This is a genomic window from Pseudomonas parakoreensis (genome assembly GCF_021602155.1).
Classification (GTDB): domain Bacteria; phylum Pseudomonadota; class Gammaproteobacteria; order Pseudomonadales; family Pseudomonadaceae; genus Aquipseudomonas; species Aquipseudomonas parakoreensis.
This window is the reverse complement of sequence record NZ_BQHY01000006.1, coordinates 197,304-213,853: the sequence shown is the minus strand read 5'-3', so window position 1 is coordinate 213,853 and position 16,550 is coordinate 197,304. Positions and strand designations below refer to the sequence as shown.

At 56.1% G+C, this 16,550-nt stretch carries 13 protein-coding genes; 9 read left to right on the top strand and 4 right to left on the bottom strand.

What is annotated here, in order from left to right:
- Positions 1–14 precede the first annotated feature (14 nt).
- From L6D63_RS11350 to L6D63_RS11340, 3 genes are all read left to right on the top strand, one after another.
- Positions 15–1,664: an acyl-CoA dehydrogenase family protein gene (locus tag L6D63_RS11350; protein WP_131671548.1), complete on the top strand. Its 1,650-nt coding sequence runs from the start codon at positions 15–17 to the stop codon at positions 1,662–1,664.
- Between the two features lie 192 nt (positions 1,665–1,856).
- The gene (gene amn / locus L6D63_RS11345; RefSeq protein WP_179294959.1) at positions 1,857–3,356 is read left to right on the top strand and encodes an AMP nucleosidase; all 1,500 of its coding nucleotides are present in this window, start codon (positions 1,857–1,859) and stop codon (positions 3,354–3,356) included.
- 72 nt (positions 3,357–3,428) lie between these two features.
- Positions 3,429–4,064: a pseudouridine synthase gene (locus tag L6D63_RS11340; protein WP_041065061.1), complete on the top strand. Its 636-nt coding sequence runs from the start codon at positions 3,429–3,431 to the stop codon at positions 4,062–4,064.
- On the opposite strand, the gene L6D63_RS11335 is transcribed toward L6D63_RS11340, so the two are convergent.
- Both L6D63_RS11335 and L6D63_RS11330 read right to left on the bottom strand, forming a co-directional pair.
- Positions 4,059–4,268, bottom strand: a complete 210-nt coding sequence (locus L6D63_RS11335; RefSeq protein WP_003228500.1) for a DUF2788 domain-containing protein — start codon at positions 4,266–4,268, stop codon at positions 4,059–4,061. The two genes, L6D63_RS11340 and L6D63_RS11335, sit on opposite strands and share 6 nt — an antisense overlap.
- A gap of 231 nt (positions 4,269–4,499) precedes the next feature.
- Entirely contained in the window at positions 4,500–4,979 is a 480-nt protein-coding gene (locus tag L6D63_RS11330; protein WP_007909658.1) for an Lrp/AsnC family transcriptional regulator, read from the bottom strand.
- 454 nt (positions 4,980–5,433) lie between these two features.
- Between L6D63_RS11330 and L6D63_RS11325 the strand changes: the two genes are divergently transcribed.
- Positions 5,434–6,474, top strand: coding sequence for a DUF6515 family protein (locus L6D63_RS11325; RefSeq protein ID WP_121187367.1), 1,041 nt, complete (start codon positions 5,434–5,436; stop codon positions 6,472–6,474).
- On the opposite strand, the gene L6D63_RS11320 is transcribed toward L6D63_RS11325, so the two are convergent.
- Positions 6,468–7,376, bottom strand: coding sequence for a cation diffusion facilitator family transporter (locus tag L6D63_RS11320; RefSeq protein ID WP_047296776.1), 909 nt, complete (start codon positions 7,374–7,376; stop codon positions 6,468–6,470). The genes L6D63_RS11325 and L6D63_RS11320 overlap by 7 nt on opposite strands.
- Positions 7,377–7,398: 22 nt before the next feature.
- A complete protein-coding gene (locus L6D63_RS11315; RefSeq protein WP_025108718.1) occupies positions 7,399–7,818 on the bottom strand; it encodes a hypothetical protein in 420 nt (139 codons plus the stop codon).
- Positions 7,819–7,927: 109 nt separating this feature from the next.
- On the opposite strand from L6D63_RS11315, the gene hrpB reads away from it, so the two are divergent.
- The 5 genes from hrpB to L6D63_RS11290 all read left to right on the top strand — a co-directional run bounded on the left by hrpB (position 7,928) and on the right by L6D63_RS11290 (position 16,511).
- Entirely contained in the window at positions 7,928–10,453 is a 2,526-nt protein-coding gene (hrpB, locus tag L6D63_RS11310; RefSeq protein ID WP_131671549.1) for an ATP-dependent helicase HrpB, read from the top strand.
- Between the two features lie 186 nt (positions 10,454–10,639).
- Entirely contained in the window at positions 10,640–12,118 is a 1,479-nt protein-coding gene (locus L6D63_RS11305) for a site-specific integrase (RefSeq protein WP_131671550.1), read from the top strand.
- Positions 12,108–14,039, top strand: coding sequence for a hypothetical protein (locus L6D63_RS11300; RefSeq protein WP_131671551.1), 1,932 nt, complete (start codon positions 12,108–12,110; stop codon positions 14,037–14,039). The genes L6D63_RS11305 and L6D63_RS11300 overlap by 11 nt, the downstream gene beginning before the upstream one ends.
- A complete protein-coding gene (locus L6D63_RS11295; RefSeq protein ID WP_231589859.1) occupies positions 14,036–16,087 on the top strand; it encodes an integrase in 2,052 nt (683 codons plus the stop codon). Before L6D63_RS11300 ends, L6D63_RS11295 begins: the two co-directional genes overlap by 4 nt.
- A complete protein-coding gene (locus L6D63_RS11290; protein WP_082107709.1) occupies positions 16,080–16,511 on the top strand; it encodes a hypothetical protein in 432 nt (143 codons plus the stop codon). Before L6D63_RS11295 ends, L6D63_RS11290 begins: the two co-directional genes overlap by 8 nt.
- Positions 16,512–16,550: the final 39 nt, after the last annotated feature.

Below are 16,550 nucleotides of genomic sequence, written 5' to 3'. Positions count from 1 at the left end.
AAAGGAGCCCCGTCATGAACCTGCATCAGTTCGCCGAAACCCACGAAGTCACCAACCAGCCACCGTCGCTGGACGGTGCCAACCTGTACCGCATCGACCTGCCATTGCAGGAGTGGTCGCGCCGCTTTGGCGCCGGTTGGGCCGAGTCGCGGATCGATGCCTACGGTGCGCTGGCCGGCGGACCGCTGATGACAGCCGGGTTCCTCGCCAATCAGAACAAACCGGTATTCGTCAGCCATGACCGGTACGGCCATCGCATTGATCTGGTGGAATTTCATCCGGCCTATCATGAGCTGATGCGCACCGCGATCGAACATGGCCTGACCTCGTCACCCTGGACTCATCCGCAGGACGGCGCGCATGTTGCCCGCGCCTCGATGACCTATCTGCACAGCCAGGCCGAGGCCGGTAGCGGCTGCCCGTTGACCATGACGTTCGCCAGCGTCCCGGCCCTGCGTTTGCAGCCGGATCTGGCCGAACAGTGGCTGCCGAAAATCCTTGCCACCGAGTATGACCCGCGCAATGTCGGTATGGCGAACAAGGCCGGCGTGACCATCGGCATGGCGATGACCGAGAAACAGGGCGGCACCGATGTGCGGGCCAATACCACCAAGGCCTATCCGGTGGGCGCCAGTGGTCCGGGCCAGGCCTATGAACTGGTCGGGCACAAGTGGTTCTGCTCGGCGCCGATGTGCGATGCGTTTCTGACCCTGGCGCAAACCGACAAGGGGCTGACCTGCTTCCTGCTGCCGCGCCATCGTCCGGACGACACGCGCAATCAGTTCTACATCCAGCGCCTGAAAAACAAACTCGGCAACCAGTCCAACGCCTCCAGCGAAGTGGAGTTTCGCGGCGCGCTGGCATGGATGGTCGGCGAGGAGGGGCGCGGCGTACCAACCATCATCGAGATGGTGGCGATGACCCGTTTCGATTGCATGGTCGGCTCCAGCTCGCTGATGCGTCAGGCGCTGACTCAGGCCAGCCATCACTGCGCGCACCGTTCGGTCGGCGGCAAACTGCTCAGCGAGCAACCGTTGATGCAGAACGTGTTGGCCGATCTGGCGCTGGAAAGCGAGGCCGCACTGGCGCTGAGCCTGCGCATGGGCAAGGCGCTGGATCATCTGGATGACCGCCACGAAGCACAATTCGCCCGGCTGGTGACGGCGGTGGGCAAGTACTGGATCTGCAAACGTGCCCCCGGAATGATCAACGAAGCCGCCGAGTGCATGGGCGGCGCCGGGTATGTCGAGGAGAGCATCCTGCCACGGCTGTATCGCGAAGCACCGGTCAACTCGACGTGGGAAGGCTCGGGCAACGTGCAGTGCCTCGACGTGCTGCGTGCACTGTCGAAAGAGCCAGGTGTGCTCGATGTGCTGTTCAGCGAATTGGGTGACGGGCACGGCGACAAGCGCTTGGCCGCGCATATCCAACAGTTGCAGGCGCAGTTCAAGGACACCAGCGATATTCAATACCGCGCGCGGCAACTGACTGAAGATATAGCGCTGGGGTTGCAAGCCAAGTTGTTGCTGGAGGCGGGGAATGCGGCGGTCAGTGATGCGTTTATTGCCAGCCGTCTGAGCGGTGGCGGCCGGGTCTATGGCGCATTGCCGCGGGGCCTGGACGTCGAAGCCATCGTCACCCGCTCAACCCCGCAGGGTTTCTGACCCCGGTCCCTCGAACACTGCAAAACCCTGTGGGAGCTGGCTTGCCAGCGATGGCGACCTGTCAGTCAACATTGATATCGAATGTGCCGGCCTCATCGCTGGCAAGCCAGCTCCCACTGGGATTCGCTTTGTTTGAAAGATTTGGGTACAGCCACAACGCCACTGTTCCCGTGAGGCCACGATGCAGGCAAGATGAAGCTCTGCAAGTCAGAACACAGGAAGCTGATCGTGACCGAAGCGTTTATTGTCGTTCAAACCGCCGAGCAAGCCGTGGATCGTCTGGCCGAGCTGCATGAGCGGGCCACCACTGCGCTGAACTCGGCGCTCAAGCGTTACCTCAAGGATCGCGTCGAGCCTGACGCCGAACAGCGTGCTCTGTTTCGTTATCCCGAACTGCGTCTGACCTACCTGTGTCAGGGCGAAGTCCCGCAGACCACCCGCGCCTACGCCAAGGTGCAACTGCCGGGCACTTACAGCGTCACCGTCACCCACCCCAAGGCGTTCCGCAAATACCTGCTGGAACAACTGGTGCCGTTGATGCACGACTTCACCGTGACCGTGGAAGTCGGCGTCAGTCAGCAGAACATTCCGTACCCGTACGTGGTCGAGCAGGGCGATGAGCTGGCCGGCTCCGGCGTCACCGCTGCGGTGCTGGCGCGAGTGTTCCCGAGTACCGATCTGTCCGCCGCCACCGATGGCATTGCCGACGGTCTCTATGACTGGGAAAACACCGATCCGCTGCCACTGGCGCTGTTTGACGCCGCGCGCGTCGACTTCTCCCTGCGTCGCCTGGTGCACTACACCGGCAGCGACTGGCGCCATGTGCAGCCGTGGATTCTGCTGACCAACTACCATCGCTACGTCGACCAGTTCATCGTCCATGGCCTGGAGCAACTGCGCAACGACCCGCGTTTCGTGCGCATGGTCCTGCCGGGCAATGTGATCATCGAGAAGGGCATGGATCACGGCGAAGCCTCGGCGATTGCCGCTGGCGTGGTCTGGCACCGCTACCAGATGCCGGCCTATCACCTGATCGCCAGCGACGGCCATGGCGTGACCCTGGTCAACATCGGCGTCGGCCCGTCCAACGCCAAGAACATCACCGACCACCTGGCGGTGCTGCGTCCGCATTGCTGGCTGATGATCGGCCACTGCGGCGGCCTGCGTCAGTCGCAGACCATCGGCGACTACGTGCTGGCACACGCCTACATGCGTCGCGACGGGATTCTCGATCGCGTGGTGCCACCGAACATTCCGATTCCGGCGCTGGCCGAAGTGCAGCTGGCGCTGCAACAAGCCGCGGCCAATATCACCGGCGAGAAGGGCGAGGAACTGAAAAAGCGTCTGCGCACCGGTACCGTGCTGACCTACGATGACCGTAACTGGGAATTGCGCTGGGCGCAGGAACGTCCGTTGATCAACCTGTCCCGCGCCGTGGCGGTGGACATGGAAAGCGGCACCATCGCCGCCCAGGGCTATCGCCTGCGGGTGCCTTACGGCACGTTGCTGTGCGTCTCGGACAAACCGCTGCACAGTGAAATCAAGCTGCCGGGTTCGGCCAACGCGTTCTACGAGCGCGCGGTCAGCCAGCACTTGAAGATCGGCATCGCGGCGGTGGATCTGCTGCGCACCGAACTCAACTCGCTGCACTCGCGCAAACTGCGCAGCTTCGACGAGCCGCCGTTCCGTTAACGGTTAGTCGTGGTCATTTGGCGGTCGGGGCACTAGCATTAGCAGCCCTGACCGTCAGATGTTCTTTTCGCCATGTCCCGTCCCCCGCGTCCTCCTTCCCGCCGCCCTGGCGCGAAGCCTTCCCCCTCAGCGCCACGTCGTGTCGCCAAGGCGCCGCCGGCCGAGCCGAAGCTGATCCTGTTCAACAAACCGTTCGATGTGCTGACGCAGTTCAGTGACGAAGGCGGGCGGGCGACGCTCAAGGATTTCATCGATGTGCCGGGCATTTATCCGGCCGGACGTCTGGATCGCGACAGTGAAGGTTTGTTGCTGCTGACCAATGACGGTCAGTTGCAGGCGCGGATCGCCGACCCGAAACACAAGTTGCCGAAGACGTACTGGGTGCAGGTCGAAGGCGAGCCGACGGCTGAACAACTGCAGCGCCTGCGCGACGGTGTCGAGCTGAACGACGGCATGACTCTGCCCGCCGAGGCGCGGCAACTGGATGAGCCTGAACTGTGGCCACGTAATCCGCCGGTACGCTTTCGCAAAAGCGTGCCGACCCGTTGGCTGGAGTTGGTGATTCGTGAAGGGCGCAACCGTCAGGTACGGCGGATGACTGCCGCGGTGGGGCTGCCGACGTTGCGGCTGGTGCGGGTGCGGATTGGCGACTGGACGCTTGAAGGGCTCGATCAGGGCCAGTGGAAGGAAGTGCCGGCGCGGTTATAGAGCGCCGGATTCGATCAGGCCGATTACCACGCTCTTGATGATGAACGCGGCCACGCCCAGACCCAGCACGAAGAACAGAATGAACGAGCCGAAGCGCCCGGCCTTGGACTTCTTCGCCAGATCCCAGACGATGAAACCCATGAAAATGATCAGGATGCTGACCAGGCCAGTCATCATCCACTCTTCGAATACTGCAGGATCCATCGGGCATCTCCGGCGCGCACAGGGCTGAAAGGGCTGGGCGATTATACGCCTGGGGTGGCTGGGGACGCATTGATCTGCGTCGGTGTGCCGCACCTCTACCACGCGGCCCCCCTGTAGGAGCTGCCGAAGGCTCGGGCCGCGATCGGACGCTCTTTTGATCTTGAAAAGCAAAATCAAAAGATCGTCCGATCGCGGCCCGAGCCTTCGGCAGCTCCTACAGGGGAGTGCGGGTTAGCTGCGCAGATGAGTCAGCGGCAGTTCGGTGCTGTTGAGCACCTGATTCAGCACAAAGCTCGAACGCACGCTGGTCACCCCTTCAATCCGGGTCAGGTGTCCCAGCAGCAGCTTCTGATAGTGATCCATGTCCGGCACCACCACTTTCAACTGATAGTCGGCATCCACGCCCGTCACCAGGCTGCATTCCAGCACTTGCGGCAAGGTGCGGATCGCTGCTTCGAAGTTCTCGAAACGTTCCGGTGTGTGCCGGTCCATGCCGATCAGCACGTAGGCGGTCAGGCTCAGGCCGAGCATCTTGCGATCAAGCAGGGCGACCTGGCGCGAAATGTAGCCGTCATCCTCCAGTTGTTTGACCCGGCGCGAGCAGGGCGAGGGCGACAGACCGATGCGCTCGGCCAGTTCCTGGTTGGAGATGCGGGCGTCGCGCTGCAATTCCGCCAAAATACTCAGGTCGTAACGGTCGAGTTTGCTCATGAATCAGTCCTTGGTTGTAACTATTGCGGCGGATTATCTATCCAGGGTTAAAAATTGCGCAAGCGGTGTTTATTTGAGCAATCTTCGCAATCATCTGTCGCGCGTTGCGGCCTATTCTTATCACCAGAATCACTGCTCGGTAACACAGTCCACTGCGGCCCGCCCAATCAGGCCCGCCGCGGCCGCCACCCCCACCGGGGATGTGCCGGCCCCCGAGCTGCACACTGTCCAGAAGACGGCGTGAGGTGAGCCGACGTCAAAAGCGTCGAGCCAGGACGAAGTTCTCTAAAGGGAGGCCGACGGGTCTCCCTTTTTCTTGTCTGCGATTTTTGTGCCTCGATGCACAGCCTTCCTCAATAAATAAGTTTCGTGACTGATAACCTGTCGCAGAACCCGGTGTGCGTATTCCCGGTCTTAGCTACAAGCCCTCTTAATACCCGCAGTGAGGAAAAGCATGAAGTCGCGCATCTGGCGTCTGGCCGGTGTTGGTTTGCTGTGTGTGAGCGTCGGTGCCCAAGCACTGGCCGACGAGCCACAGAATCGTGGCCCCGAAAATAACGGGCACGGCGGTGAGCATCAGGGCAATCAGGGGCATGGCGGTGAGCGTCAGCCCCATGGGCAAAACAATCCGCCGCCGCAAAATCCGCCGCGGCCGCAGAACAGCGACATCATTCGCGGCGACAACAGCCGTCAATTCGAGCACAACGGCCAGCCGCACAATAACGGCCAATGGCAGAACCAGAACCGCGCACCCAATCAGCCTGCACCGGTTCATCAGGCGCCACCGGCGAACAACCTGCCGATCCAGCCACGTCCCGACACCGTGCGCCAGACTCAGGAGCCGCGTCAGGGCTACTACCGCGACGAGCGTCCGCAGAATGGCTACCACAACCAGCAATGGCAAACCGGCAACCGGCCCAATGACAATCGCTGGCCGGGTCGCCCGGACGGGCATGGCAACGGTTGGGGCCCTGGCCCGCAATACCGCCCGGGGCATGTGATCGACCGCTTCCCGGATCGTGAATATCGCGTGCCGTATCGCGGTCAGGATTACTTCTATTCCGGCGGCTACTGGTATCGCCCACAAGGCCCGCGCTACATCGTCGTGCAGCCGCCACGCGGGATTCGTATTCAGTACCTGCCGGACTACGCCCGCGAAGTATGGATCGGCGGTGCGCTGCTGTTCCTCGCTGCCGGTTCCTACTATGCGTATCAGGAAGCCACCCAGGATTACGTCGTGGTCGAGCCACCGGTGCAGCAACCGCCGCAGCCGCAGCCGCAATCGCAGGGTTATGACGTCGAAGCGTATCCGGCCAACGGTCAGTCGCCGGAACAGGTGCAGCAGGACGGTTACCAGTGCTACCAGTACGCGGTGCAGCAAAGCGGTTTCGATCCACGTACCGCGACGTACCAACCGGCGCCCGAAGTGGTGCAGGCCTACCGCCAGGCTCAGGGCAATTGCCTGAGCAGTCGCGGTTATCAGGTGTCTTACTGAAGCCGGGTTTGCGCCCGCTCGGTCTTGACCACTTCCTGCGGGTCGGCGTGCACCAGCACCTCGGCTCGCGGGTAGGCGGCGTGAATTGCATCCGCCGCCTGATCGCTGATGCCGTGGGCGACTGACAACGTCAGCTCTCCCGGCAACTCCAGATGCAACTGCACGAACCAGTGGTTACCCGAAATCCGCGTGCGCAAATCATGTGCGCCCAACACGCCGGGTACGCCGCAGGCCAGTTCGAGCATGTGCTGACTGACATCGGTCGGCAGCTCTTCATCCATCAGCACCGAAAAACTTTCCCGGGCGATCTGGATCGCACTCCACAAAATGTAACCGGCAATCCCCAGACCGAACCATGCATCGAGCTGATGAAAGCCCATGCCGGCGAGGACCAGTGCGATCAGAATGCTGCCGTTGAGCAGCATGTCCGAGCGGTAGTGCAGCGAGTCGGCGCGCACGGCGTTGGAGCCGGTCTGCTTGATCACCCGGTGTTGCAGCGTCAGCAACGCCGCGGTCAGCAACAGCGAGAAAACGATCACACCGATGCTCAGCCACGGAGCGCCCAGCGGCTCCGGTTGCTTGATGCGCTCATACGCCTGAAACGCAATCAGCACCGCACTGCCACCGATGAACAGCGCCTGCGCCATGCCCGCCAGCGATTCAGCCTTGCCGTGGCCGTAACGGTGATCGTCATCCGCCGGGCGCAGTGCGTAATGCACCGCCAGCAGATTGAGCAGCGAAGTGACGCCATCCAGCGCCGAGTCGGTGAGGCCGGCGAGCATGCTCACCGAACCGCTCAGCCACCAGGCGATGGCTTTGGCGATGATCAGCGTGCAGGCCACCGCCACCGAGGCGCGGGTTGCCAGCCGCAGCAGGCGGGCGTGTTCGGGGCTGGTGGTCATGAGTGCGGAAATTCCTTATGGATCAGGCGGCGGGTTGCAGGCCGAACATGGCCAGTTGCTGGGTGCTGCCCTTGTGCTGGATCAGGCGTGGATCGTCCAGCGGCAGATTGCGGCCCAGTTCAGTTTCGAGAATAGCCTGCAACTTGAGGTTATCGACCTGGCCGTCCGGGCCGATCGCTTGTTTGAGTTTCGCCGGATCGACCTGCGCCGTGTGGCCCGGTTCGAAATAGATCGCGCCCGTGGTGAAGTCGACCGCAAAAGCGATCAGCCCGGGAATGACGTAGAACAGCAGGCCGACGGCGTCGAGTACGGCAATCGCCGGGTCGATCTTGCCGTCGATCTGACCGCGACGATCCGGATAGAAAATCGAACCGCAGGCCGTGAGTTGAGTGAGCAGGGTGGCGACCAGTACACCGCCGATCAGGCGAGAAGGTAAGCGCATGGAAAATCTCCTGAGTCATCTGTTAACGAAGCTTCGTCTTGTGAAGTTAAGACCCTGACGAACGCCAAGCAGTTCGCCGTTATACTCGCGGCTCTGTTTGGGAGCCAGCATGATTTCTTTGCCGATCGATGAAGTTTTACCCGCCCTGCGTGAAGCCTTGGCGACACGCCACGAAGCCGTGCTCGAAGCACCGCCCGGCGCCGGTAAAACCACCCGCGTGCCTTTGGCCTTGCTCAATGAGGTCTGGCTGGCCGGGCAGACCATTCTGATGCTCGAGCCACGCCGTCTCGCCGCGCGTGCAGCCGCAGAACGCCTGGCCAGCGAACTGGGTGAGAAGGTGGGCGAAACCGTCGGCTATCGCATCCGTCTCGACAGCAAGGTCGGCCCCGACACCCGCATCGAAGTGGTCACCGAAGGCATTCTCACCCGGCGTCTGCAGGATGATCCGGCGCTGGAAGGCGTCGGTCTGCTGATCTTCGACGAATTTCACGAACGCAGCCTTGATGCCGATCTGGCTTTGGCTCTGAGTTTGAACGGTCGTGAACTGTTCCGCGCTGAACAGCCGCTGAAGATTCTGCTGATGTCCGCCACGCTGGAAGGCGAGCGCCTGGCCGGGTTGCTGGATGACGCGCCGATCCTGCGCAGCGAAGGGCGCATGTACCCGGTGACGATGCGCTGGGGGCGGCCGTTCCAGCCTGGCGAATACATCGACCAGCGCGTGACCCAGACCGTCCTCGAAGCCCTGCACGATGAAACCGGCAGCCTGCTGGTGTTCCTTCCGGGGCAGGCGGAAATCCGTCGTGTGCATCAGCAACTGAGCGATGCCATCGGTGAGCGTAAAGATGTCTTGCTCTGCCCGTTGCACGGTGAACTGGACCTGAATGCCCAGCGCGCCGCCATCGACCCGGCGCCGGCGGGTCAGCGCAAAGTGGTGCTGGCGACCAACATTGCCGAAACCAGTCTGACCATCAACGGCGTGCGCGTGGTGATCGATGCCGGGCTGGCGCGGGTGCCGCGTTTCGACCCTGGCAGCGGCATGACCCGTCTCGATACGCAGCGTATTTCCAGGGCCAGCGCCACCCAGCGTGCGGGCCGGGCCGGACGTCTGGAACCGGGCGTGTGTTATCGCCTGTGGTCGCAGGATCAGCACGAGCAACTCGCCGCTTACGGCAGTGCGGAAATTCTGTCGGCGGATCTGGCGGGTCTGGCGCTGCAACTCGGACGCTGGGGCGTCACGCCGGGCGAACTGGTCTGGCTCGATGTGCCGCCGGCAGCGGCTTATGCCCAGGCACAGGATCTGTTGCAGCGCCTGGGCGCACTCGAAGGCGAGGCGCTGACCGCCCACGGTCAGGCCATGGCCGAATTACCGGCACATCCGCGCATCGCCCATCTGTTGCTGCGTGGTCAGGCGCTGGGGCTGGCGCAGATGGCGTGCGACGTCGCGGCACTGCTCGGCGAACGCGATATTTTGCGCGGCGCCGGGGCGGATCTGCACAGCCGCCTGGTGCTGCTCTCTGGCGAGGAACGCGCGGCACGCGGTGCTCAGGGTGGCGTGCAACGTGCGCGGCAACTGGCGCGGCAGTATCGCGGTTACCTGCGCGGCAAGGCCAGCGATCCCGTCAGCGATCCCGATCATCCGCGCTGGCTCGGCGCATTGCTGGCGCTGGCCTATCCGGATCGCGTCGCCCAACAGCGGCGCGCCGGTGGCGCCGAATATCGGCTGGCCAATGGTCGCGCTGCGCTGTTCGCCGAAGCCGACAGCCTGATGAAGGAGGCGTGGATTGTGATCGCCGACCTCGGCAGTCGTCAGGGGCAGCGCGAGGAACGGATTTACCTGGCGGCGGATTTCGATCCGACGCTGTTCGACTCGGTGCTCGCCGAGCAAGTGCGTGCCGTCGATCAACTGGACTGGGACGAGCGCGAAGGTGTGCTGCGCGCCGAGCGTCAGCGCAAGGTTGGCGAACTGATCCTCAGCCGCGAACCGTTGACCGGGCTCGACGAAGCGGCGCGCAGTCAGGCGCTGGTCAATCTGGTCCGGCGCAAAGGTCTGGAGTTGCTGCCGTGGACGCCGGAACTGCGTCAGTGGCAGGCGCGGGTCGCGTTGTTGCGGCAATTGGATCTGGCGACACAGGCCGACAGCCAATGGCCGGATGTCAGCGACGCGACGTTGCTCAAAACCCTGGAAGCATGGCTGATGCCCTATCTGGGCAAAGTCTCGCGACTGAGTCATTTCGCCAATCTGGACCTGTCGAGCATCGTGCGCAATCTGTTGCCGTGGCCGTTGCCGCAGAAGCTTGATGAGCTGGCCCCACATCACATCAGTGTGCCGTCGGGGTCATCGATTCGTCTGGATTACAGCGAGTCGCCGCCGATTCTCGCGGTGCGTTTGCAAGAGCTGTTCGGCCTCGCCGAGACGCCGCGAATCGCCGGCGGGCGGCAAGTGGTCAAGTTGCACCTATTGTCCCCGGCGCGGCGGCCGGTGCAGGTGACACAGGATCTGGCCAACTTCTGGCGCAGCACCTATGCCGAGGTGAAAAAGGATCTGAAGGGGCGGTATCCGAAGCTATTCCATAAGTTGGACCCATGGGTTGAATCGCTTAACTCAAAAGATTTGACAAAAAAGGATCTCAAATGAGCGCTTAACATCCCATGTTTGACAGTCGTAGCCTCTTGGCACGGTGCCTCTATCATCAGTACTCCAGCTTTTCACCTTTGGTGCAGGAAATTGAAGCGCTACTCCGCCAGTGAGCATCGCGCCCGAGTAGAGTGGGGCCATATTTCATGAATGGATAAGATCGACTCACCCCGTTTGGAGTGAGCCATGTCCTATTCTAATCCACGCCATGAAGGCCGTATGGTGCTTATTGACCATATGGCAGATGCATTCGCCACCCTGCACGTGCTGGCACCTTCGCCAGAGTGCTTCGAGGCTGCCCTTGAGGGAGCCGCATCCAAGGCGATTCGCAAGGTTCCAGAGATCGGCTTATGGGAAGGAAGAGGTGATTTATTCAACTTTCCATTCTTATTCCATGCAAGCGCTGAACCTTGGGTAGAGGCGAATTCATACTTAAGGCATCTTGCTGAGCTGAATGTTTCTAAAATGAGACCTTCAGATGAACTACGACGTCGAGCAAGTAAGTTGCTAGACTACTTAGTGTTCTGTGAAACTGAATCTCTGAACTGGCTTGATTTCTCAGGCCGCCGCCCTGCACTGCGACCGACGTATAGATACTTTGCTTTTCTTTTAAGTAACGGCAAGCGTAGTGTGGCGGTCGTGAATCAGTACACTGGTGTGGTATATGACTTCTATAAGTTTGTAAGTGCTAATTGGCACTGCTTAGATATGCGGCGTGTGGATAGTGTTAGCGATGTAAGATTTTTAGTTAAAAACTCATACGGCGCTTCTAGGATGATAAAGGCTGAGAAAAGAAGTCAGACGGGTATTAAACCCCCTAAAGATTCTGTGCCAATGGGGTTTGTTCGTGAGTCTGGTGAGGATTTAAGGCCTCTCACCAATCTTGAATTAGGGAAGTTGATGTCCACTCTGAAGTCTAGTGAGTGGTCGGCCCAAGAGCGCCTAATCTTGTTGGCCTCATTGATGACTGGGGCGCGTAAGCAAACAGTACTGACCCTTCGGATAAAGCACCTAAGGTCTTTCGTTCCAGAAAATCTGCAAGGCGATGGTTGCTATATTCTACATGCTGGCCCAAAAACAGGTATTGATACAAAGAAAAGTCGCAGCCAGCGCTTGTATGTTCCTAAACAACTAGCAGAAGAGTTGAGGGTTTTTGCTTATAGTCCTTTGATGGTCGAGCGCCGGTTAAAATTTGAGAAAAATCTTGCTCATGTAATTCCTGAAGTCTCTATGGATAAGGAAGATTATTATCTGTTTCTTTCGGATCAAGGTGGTTGCTACTACATGGCAAAAGACGACCCTCGTTACGAGGCAATTAAGTCTCCAGCGACAGGTCAGGTTACTGATACGATAAAAAGAAAACTTCTTTCTAAAATTTCTGAAGGGTTTCCTTTTGATTTTTCTTATCACTGGTTGCGCGCCACCTTCGCTTTTCAACTTTACCAGCGGCTGAATGATCTTGTTGTGGCCGGGGTTATGCGTCCGGGGGACGTCATAGAATTTATCAAAGATCGGATGCATCACGCATCCAGAGAAATGACAGAGCACTACCTCCAACTCTTTAAAATGCTTCCCGATATTTTTGTCGCTCAAGAACATTACGAGGGTGTTTTATTCTGGGGTCAGTACGATGAGCTCAAGCTGGATGGGCGAAATGAGTACTGATGAATTATTGAGTTACCGTAATACAACTATTGTAACGGTGGACGAATTGGGGCAGGATTTTCTACATCCTGAACTCCTGTGTTTACGTCTGAAGGATTCTAAGGTAAGAAAGGCTCCCATCGATATTGGTAGCTTTGCCTATTTGAGGAGGAGTAGCAAAGCTGATCTGAAAGGCGGTCGGGGAAATGCTGTGGATGTATCATCTCTTGAAGTAAGTCGGCGTGGGCTTGTTGTAAACTTGTTGGATTCACTTATTGGACTAAGGGATACGTCAATTCGCTATTTTTTGTACCATGCTGAAAGTATTTTAGTTTGGCTGAATAGCAATGGTTACATTGAAATCTTTCTCGATGGGCGTCAAGCATCTGCTGCATATGTATCTTATACAAACCACCTCAATGACTCGGTGATGCATGGAAAAATCACGCCGCAATACGCTAATGGCGTGCAGCGAGTGTTTCAGGCTATAGTCAAAATGCAGTGTCCGGAAGAGTGTGAATATATACTCAGTAACGCTCCAGCAATTCCTACTCTTAGAGAACCACTAAGACCGCCACGGTCCTCAGATGTCGAACTTTTCAAAGACGTTTGTCTAGCTATAGCGCGTAATTTTCGCAGATTTCTCCTCGATAGGGAAAGTTATCCATGCGTAGTGAGGATTAGGGACTATGAAGTTGTTAGATTTCCTTCTCATCAAGGGGTAATCGGCCCATTTAGCAACGGTGCTCCTTGCTACAACGCAGAAAAGCGACGAATAGCCACGATTGAAGAGTATTTGGCGCACCCTATAAAACAAGCTATAAGACCTCGATTAGATGCCGCTCGCGCAACCTTAAAAAGTGTAAATGCAAATCTGATAGATGCTAACGTAGATAGCCGGTGCCACGATCGTATGCTCATGGCGGCGCTATCTATGAAAGCATATACTGCGCTTCTCCTTCTTATAACAGGTGCATCACCTGCTGAGTTGGAACAGTTTGACTACGAAGAAGCTATTGAGGTAGAAAAATCTGTTGTAAATAAGCAGTTTACTGCTATTAAATTTCGCGCCAATGGGAGAAAAACCCGTTACGTGATTGGTCGGAAGGAAGGATTGCCTCTGCTTCGTGAGTATTTGGCTTTACGGGAATGGATACTTGATGGTCGGGAGTGTGAAAAGTTATTTTTCACATTTCCGCAGGTAAGTGCGCTTACCTCCATGCGTATTTTTCCCAGGATGAGCGCGACAAACGCCTTAAAGTCGTTTTATGACTCTGTGTCTGGCACGTACCTTGATCCAAGTTGTCCGAATATTACTTCTAGAAAGATTCGTAAGTATAAAAGTAATGTCCATCACTCGGCTGGCTTTTCACCAGAGATCGTTGCGAACTCTCTCAATCACACTGAAGCTATAAATGTTAAGGTTTACGGCGAAGCCACCATTGAGCAACAGGAAGGCGAACTAGATAAGTACTGGGGCGCCGTACGTAAGGCGGCGCAGATGGTCCGAGACCGTAGCGAGTCTTCCTCTCAAGATAATGTTGCTACCGCTGCGGGGCATTGCAAATTATTTGATCTTCCAGAAGCTGACTCCAGCCTCGGAGCTGTTGTGATCGCTCCAAACTGTCGGCAGCAGTATGGGTGCCTATACTGCGTAAACTACTTATGTCACTCAGATGAGGAAGATGTGCACAAGCTACTGAGTCTACAGTATGTAGTTGAAGCTGTACGTCACTCGGCGAGCGACCACAGTCATGCAGACTCATTGTACATGGATCTATTTATGAGAATTAAATTCATCGTGGATTCTATTGGTGGGCGCTCTATAGAATTGTCGGATATGGTGGAGAGCGTAAGAGTCAATGTGTTTGAACTGGGGGAACTCACTCCGTTTTGGGAAAGTCGGTTGCAGCGGTATGAAAAGCTAGGAGTAGTCTTTTGATTAGTGAGGAAATTAAATGCCTTGAACATATCGGAAATGGATCTTTTTCATTTGACAGTAATTATTCATCTGCAGAGATTGATTGTGAGCCGAGAGGCGATCTTGTACTGTGTCGAGATCAACATGGAAACCCAACGGCTGTTTATGATTGGGATGTATGGGACTTCAATCCATACAGGCTAGGTGTAAAAAAAATTAATAAAATTAGTTTCTGCAAGGTGTTTGAGTCGGACGGGCCTGAACAACGCAGTTTGATCAGTGAGATTAAATATAGTTTGTATTGCTTGATTTATTATTCTGGGTCTGGGCGTCTTGGAAAATTAGGTCCGGCAACGGTTGTTCGTTATTGGCGCACGCTTGTTTCAATCTTGCGATTTTGTTACCTGCAAAAACAGAAGCCAGCTGTTGGTGTGCTCTCATTGAGACAGATTTTGACAACGCCAATTTATATGGCCGCATTTATAGCGTCGCTGAATGGTCACCAAAGCGCGCAGGCGAGAGTTTCGCAACTGCTTCTTAATTTAATTCATATAGGCGAGAAGCGCTTAGGCTATAGAGTGCTTAGTGCTGCTGATCTACGAGTTTCAAATGTCGCTTACAAGCAACATCCAGTTATACCTACTAGGATTTATCTTGAATTAATCAACACGCTGTCCGATTTGCTAAATCAAGTTTATCAAGGGGTAGGTGTTTTTGAGGCATTCATAGCCGAGTTTCGCGATGAATTTTATGGCATTCACTATGTCAGGCAAAAATCTCTGGGTGTGGGAGGGAAGGCCTGCTATCGGCCCAGCATGGTTGACGCGATTGAAATACATGGTTTACGTAACGTTTTCGTTGGAGACTTCGCCTGCGCGCATAAAAAGCTGCTGAGTGGGGCTCTTCTACGCATCCAAAGTATGGTTAAACACGTGCTACAACTGTACACGGGAATGCGCGAGGACGAGGTAATGCGTATGTCCTATGACTGCTTGATTAATGAGGTTTTTGGAGTTGATTTAATCGATGATCGTGGCTTTACCCGGGACGAAGCTAGATCAGTAAATATTTTGTCCACTACTTCAAAGTTCTCAGGTTATAGAAAGTCGGTGTCCTGGCTCGCTCCAAACGAGGTGATAAGAGCTATAGAAGTTGCTCAGTCAATATGTCGTGGGCTCGCTAAACATTACGGCTTAGAAAAAGAAAACTGTCCTCTGTTTCTCAATCCGGCAATACTGAGTTACAGAAAGACTGAGGTTGGCGTCGGAAGAGTAAGTGGTAATAAGGTGAAATTGGAATCAATCCAAATGCACGTGATCCAGTCGTCCGATTTACAGGAGCTTTCCCAAACTGACACTCGGCGAGACTTTTATAACGAATCTAAATTTTCGGTGGGGCGACCGTGGCCGTTAACTAGCCACCAGTTTCGTCGCTCACTGGCATTTTATGCTAGCAATAGCGGGTTTGTATCTTTGCCAACTTTAAAGTCGCAGTATAAACATATGACAATAGAGATGTCGCGTTATTATAGTAATGGGTTTGAGAACCTCAAAACCATTTTTGGGTATTACGATTCAAGTAAGAAAGAATATCTGTTGCCTGCCAGTCATGTAGCGCTCGAATTTCAGATGGGGATGCCTATGGCGATCGCCAATCAACTTGTCTCGGATGTATTGTTCAAGGAAAATCCATTGTTCGGTGGTACCGGCTCTTACTTGGAGAAGCAGAAGCTACGTATTGAGTCTGGTGAAATTAGTATCGAATATTTTCGTGCTGAAACTGCGGCTCGTGTAAAAAATGGTGAAATGAGTTATCGCTCTACGCTTTTGGGCGGCTGTACCAAATTTGGTCGTTGTGACTCATTCCTGCTCGGGGATTATACCGAGTGTCTCTCGTGTGAAGGTGCCATTATAAAAAAAGATAAAATTTCTGAAGCTATCTACGAAGCAGAAAGTGAGCTTAGAAAGTATTTCGCGGGCACGGCAGAGCACCAAATAACAGAGGGTGAGATCAAGCGATTGAAGAGTTTCCAGAAACGGCTGATTTGCCGAGGGCTATCCGATGAATGACGGTCTACGAGCCTGCGAAGAGGCATTGGCGCGACTTATTAAGGGGGAGCCGGTAGTATCGAAGCATGTCGGACTCAGCCTCAAAAAAATTACCGCAAGCATTGTTAGTTTAGAAGCCGGTTTCGATAGGGGGTATCTGAAAAAATCCCGCAGATTACATCTGCCTATTTTGGCGAAGATTGAGTCATGCCGTAATGATGAAAACAAGAGACATGGAGAAGCAAGCGGGAATAAGTCGCAGCACGATATAAAAAGAGCCAAGGATTTGGAACGAAAGCTCGCATTGGCGGAAGCGCAACGAGACCTTGTGCTCACTCAGAATTTACAGCTTTGGGAACGTATCAGGGTATTAGAACTGTCAGCTAAGAATGGTGGGGTAGTCAGCATTCGAGATCACATGAAATATGGGAACGGAGAAATCTAGCGTAAATTGGCGTGGCCGAGCTCTGCCCTAGCGAGGTGC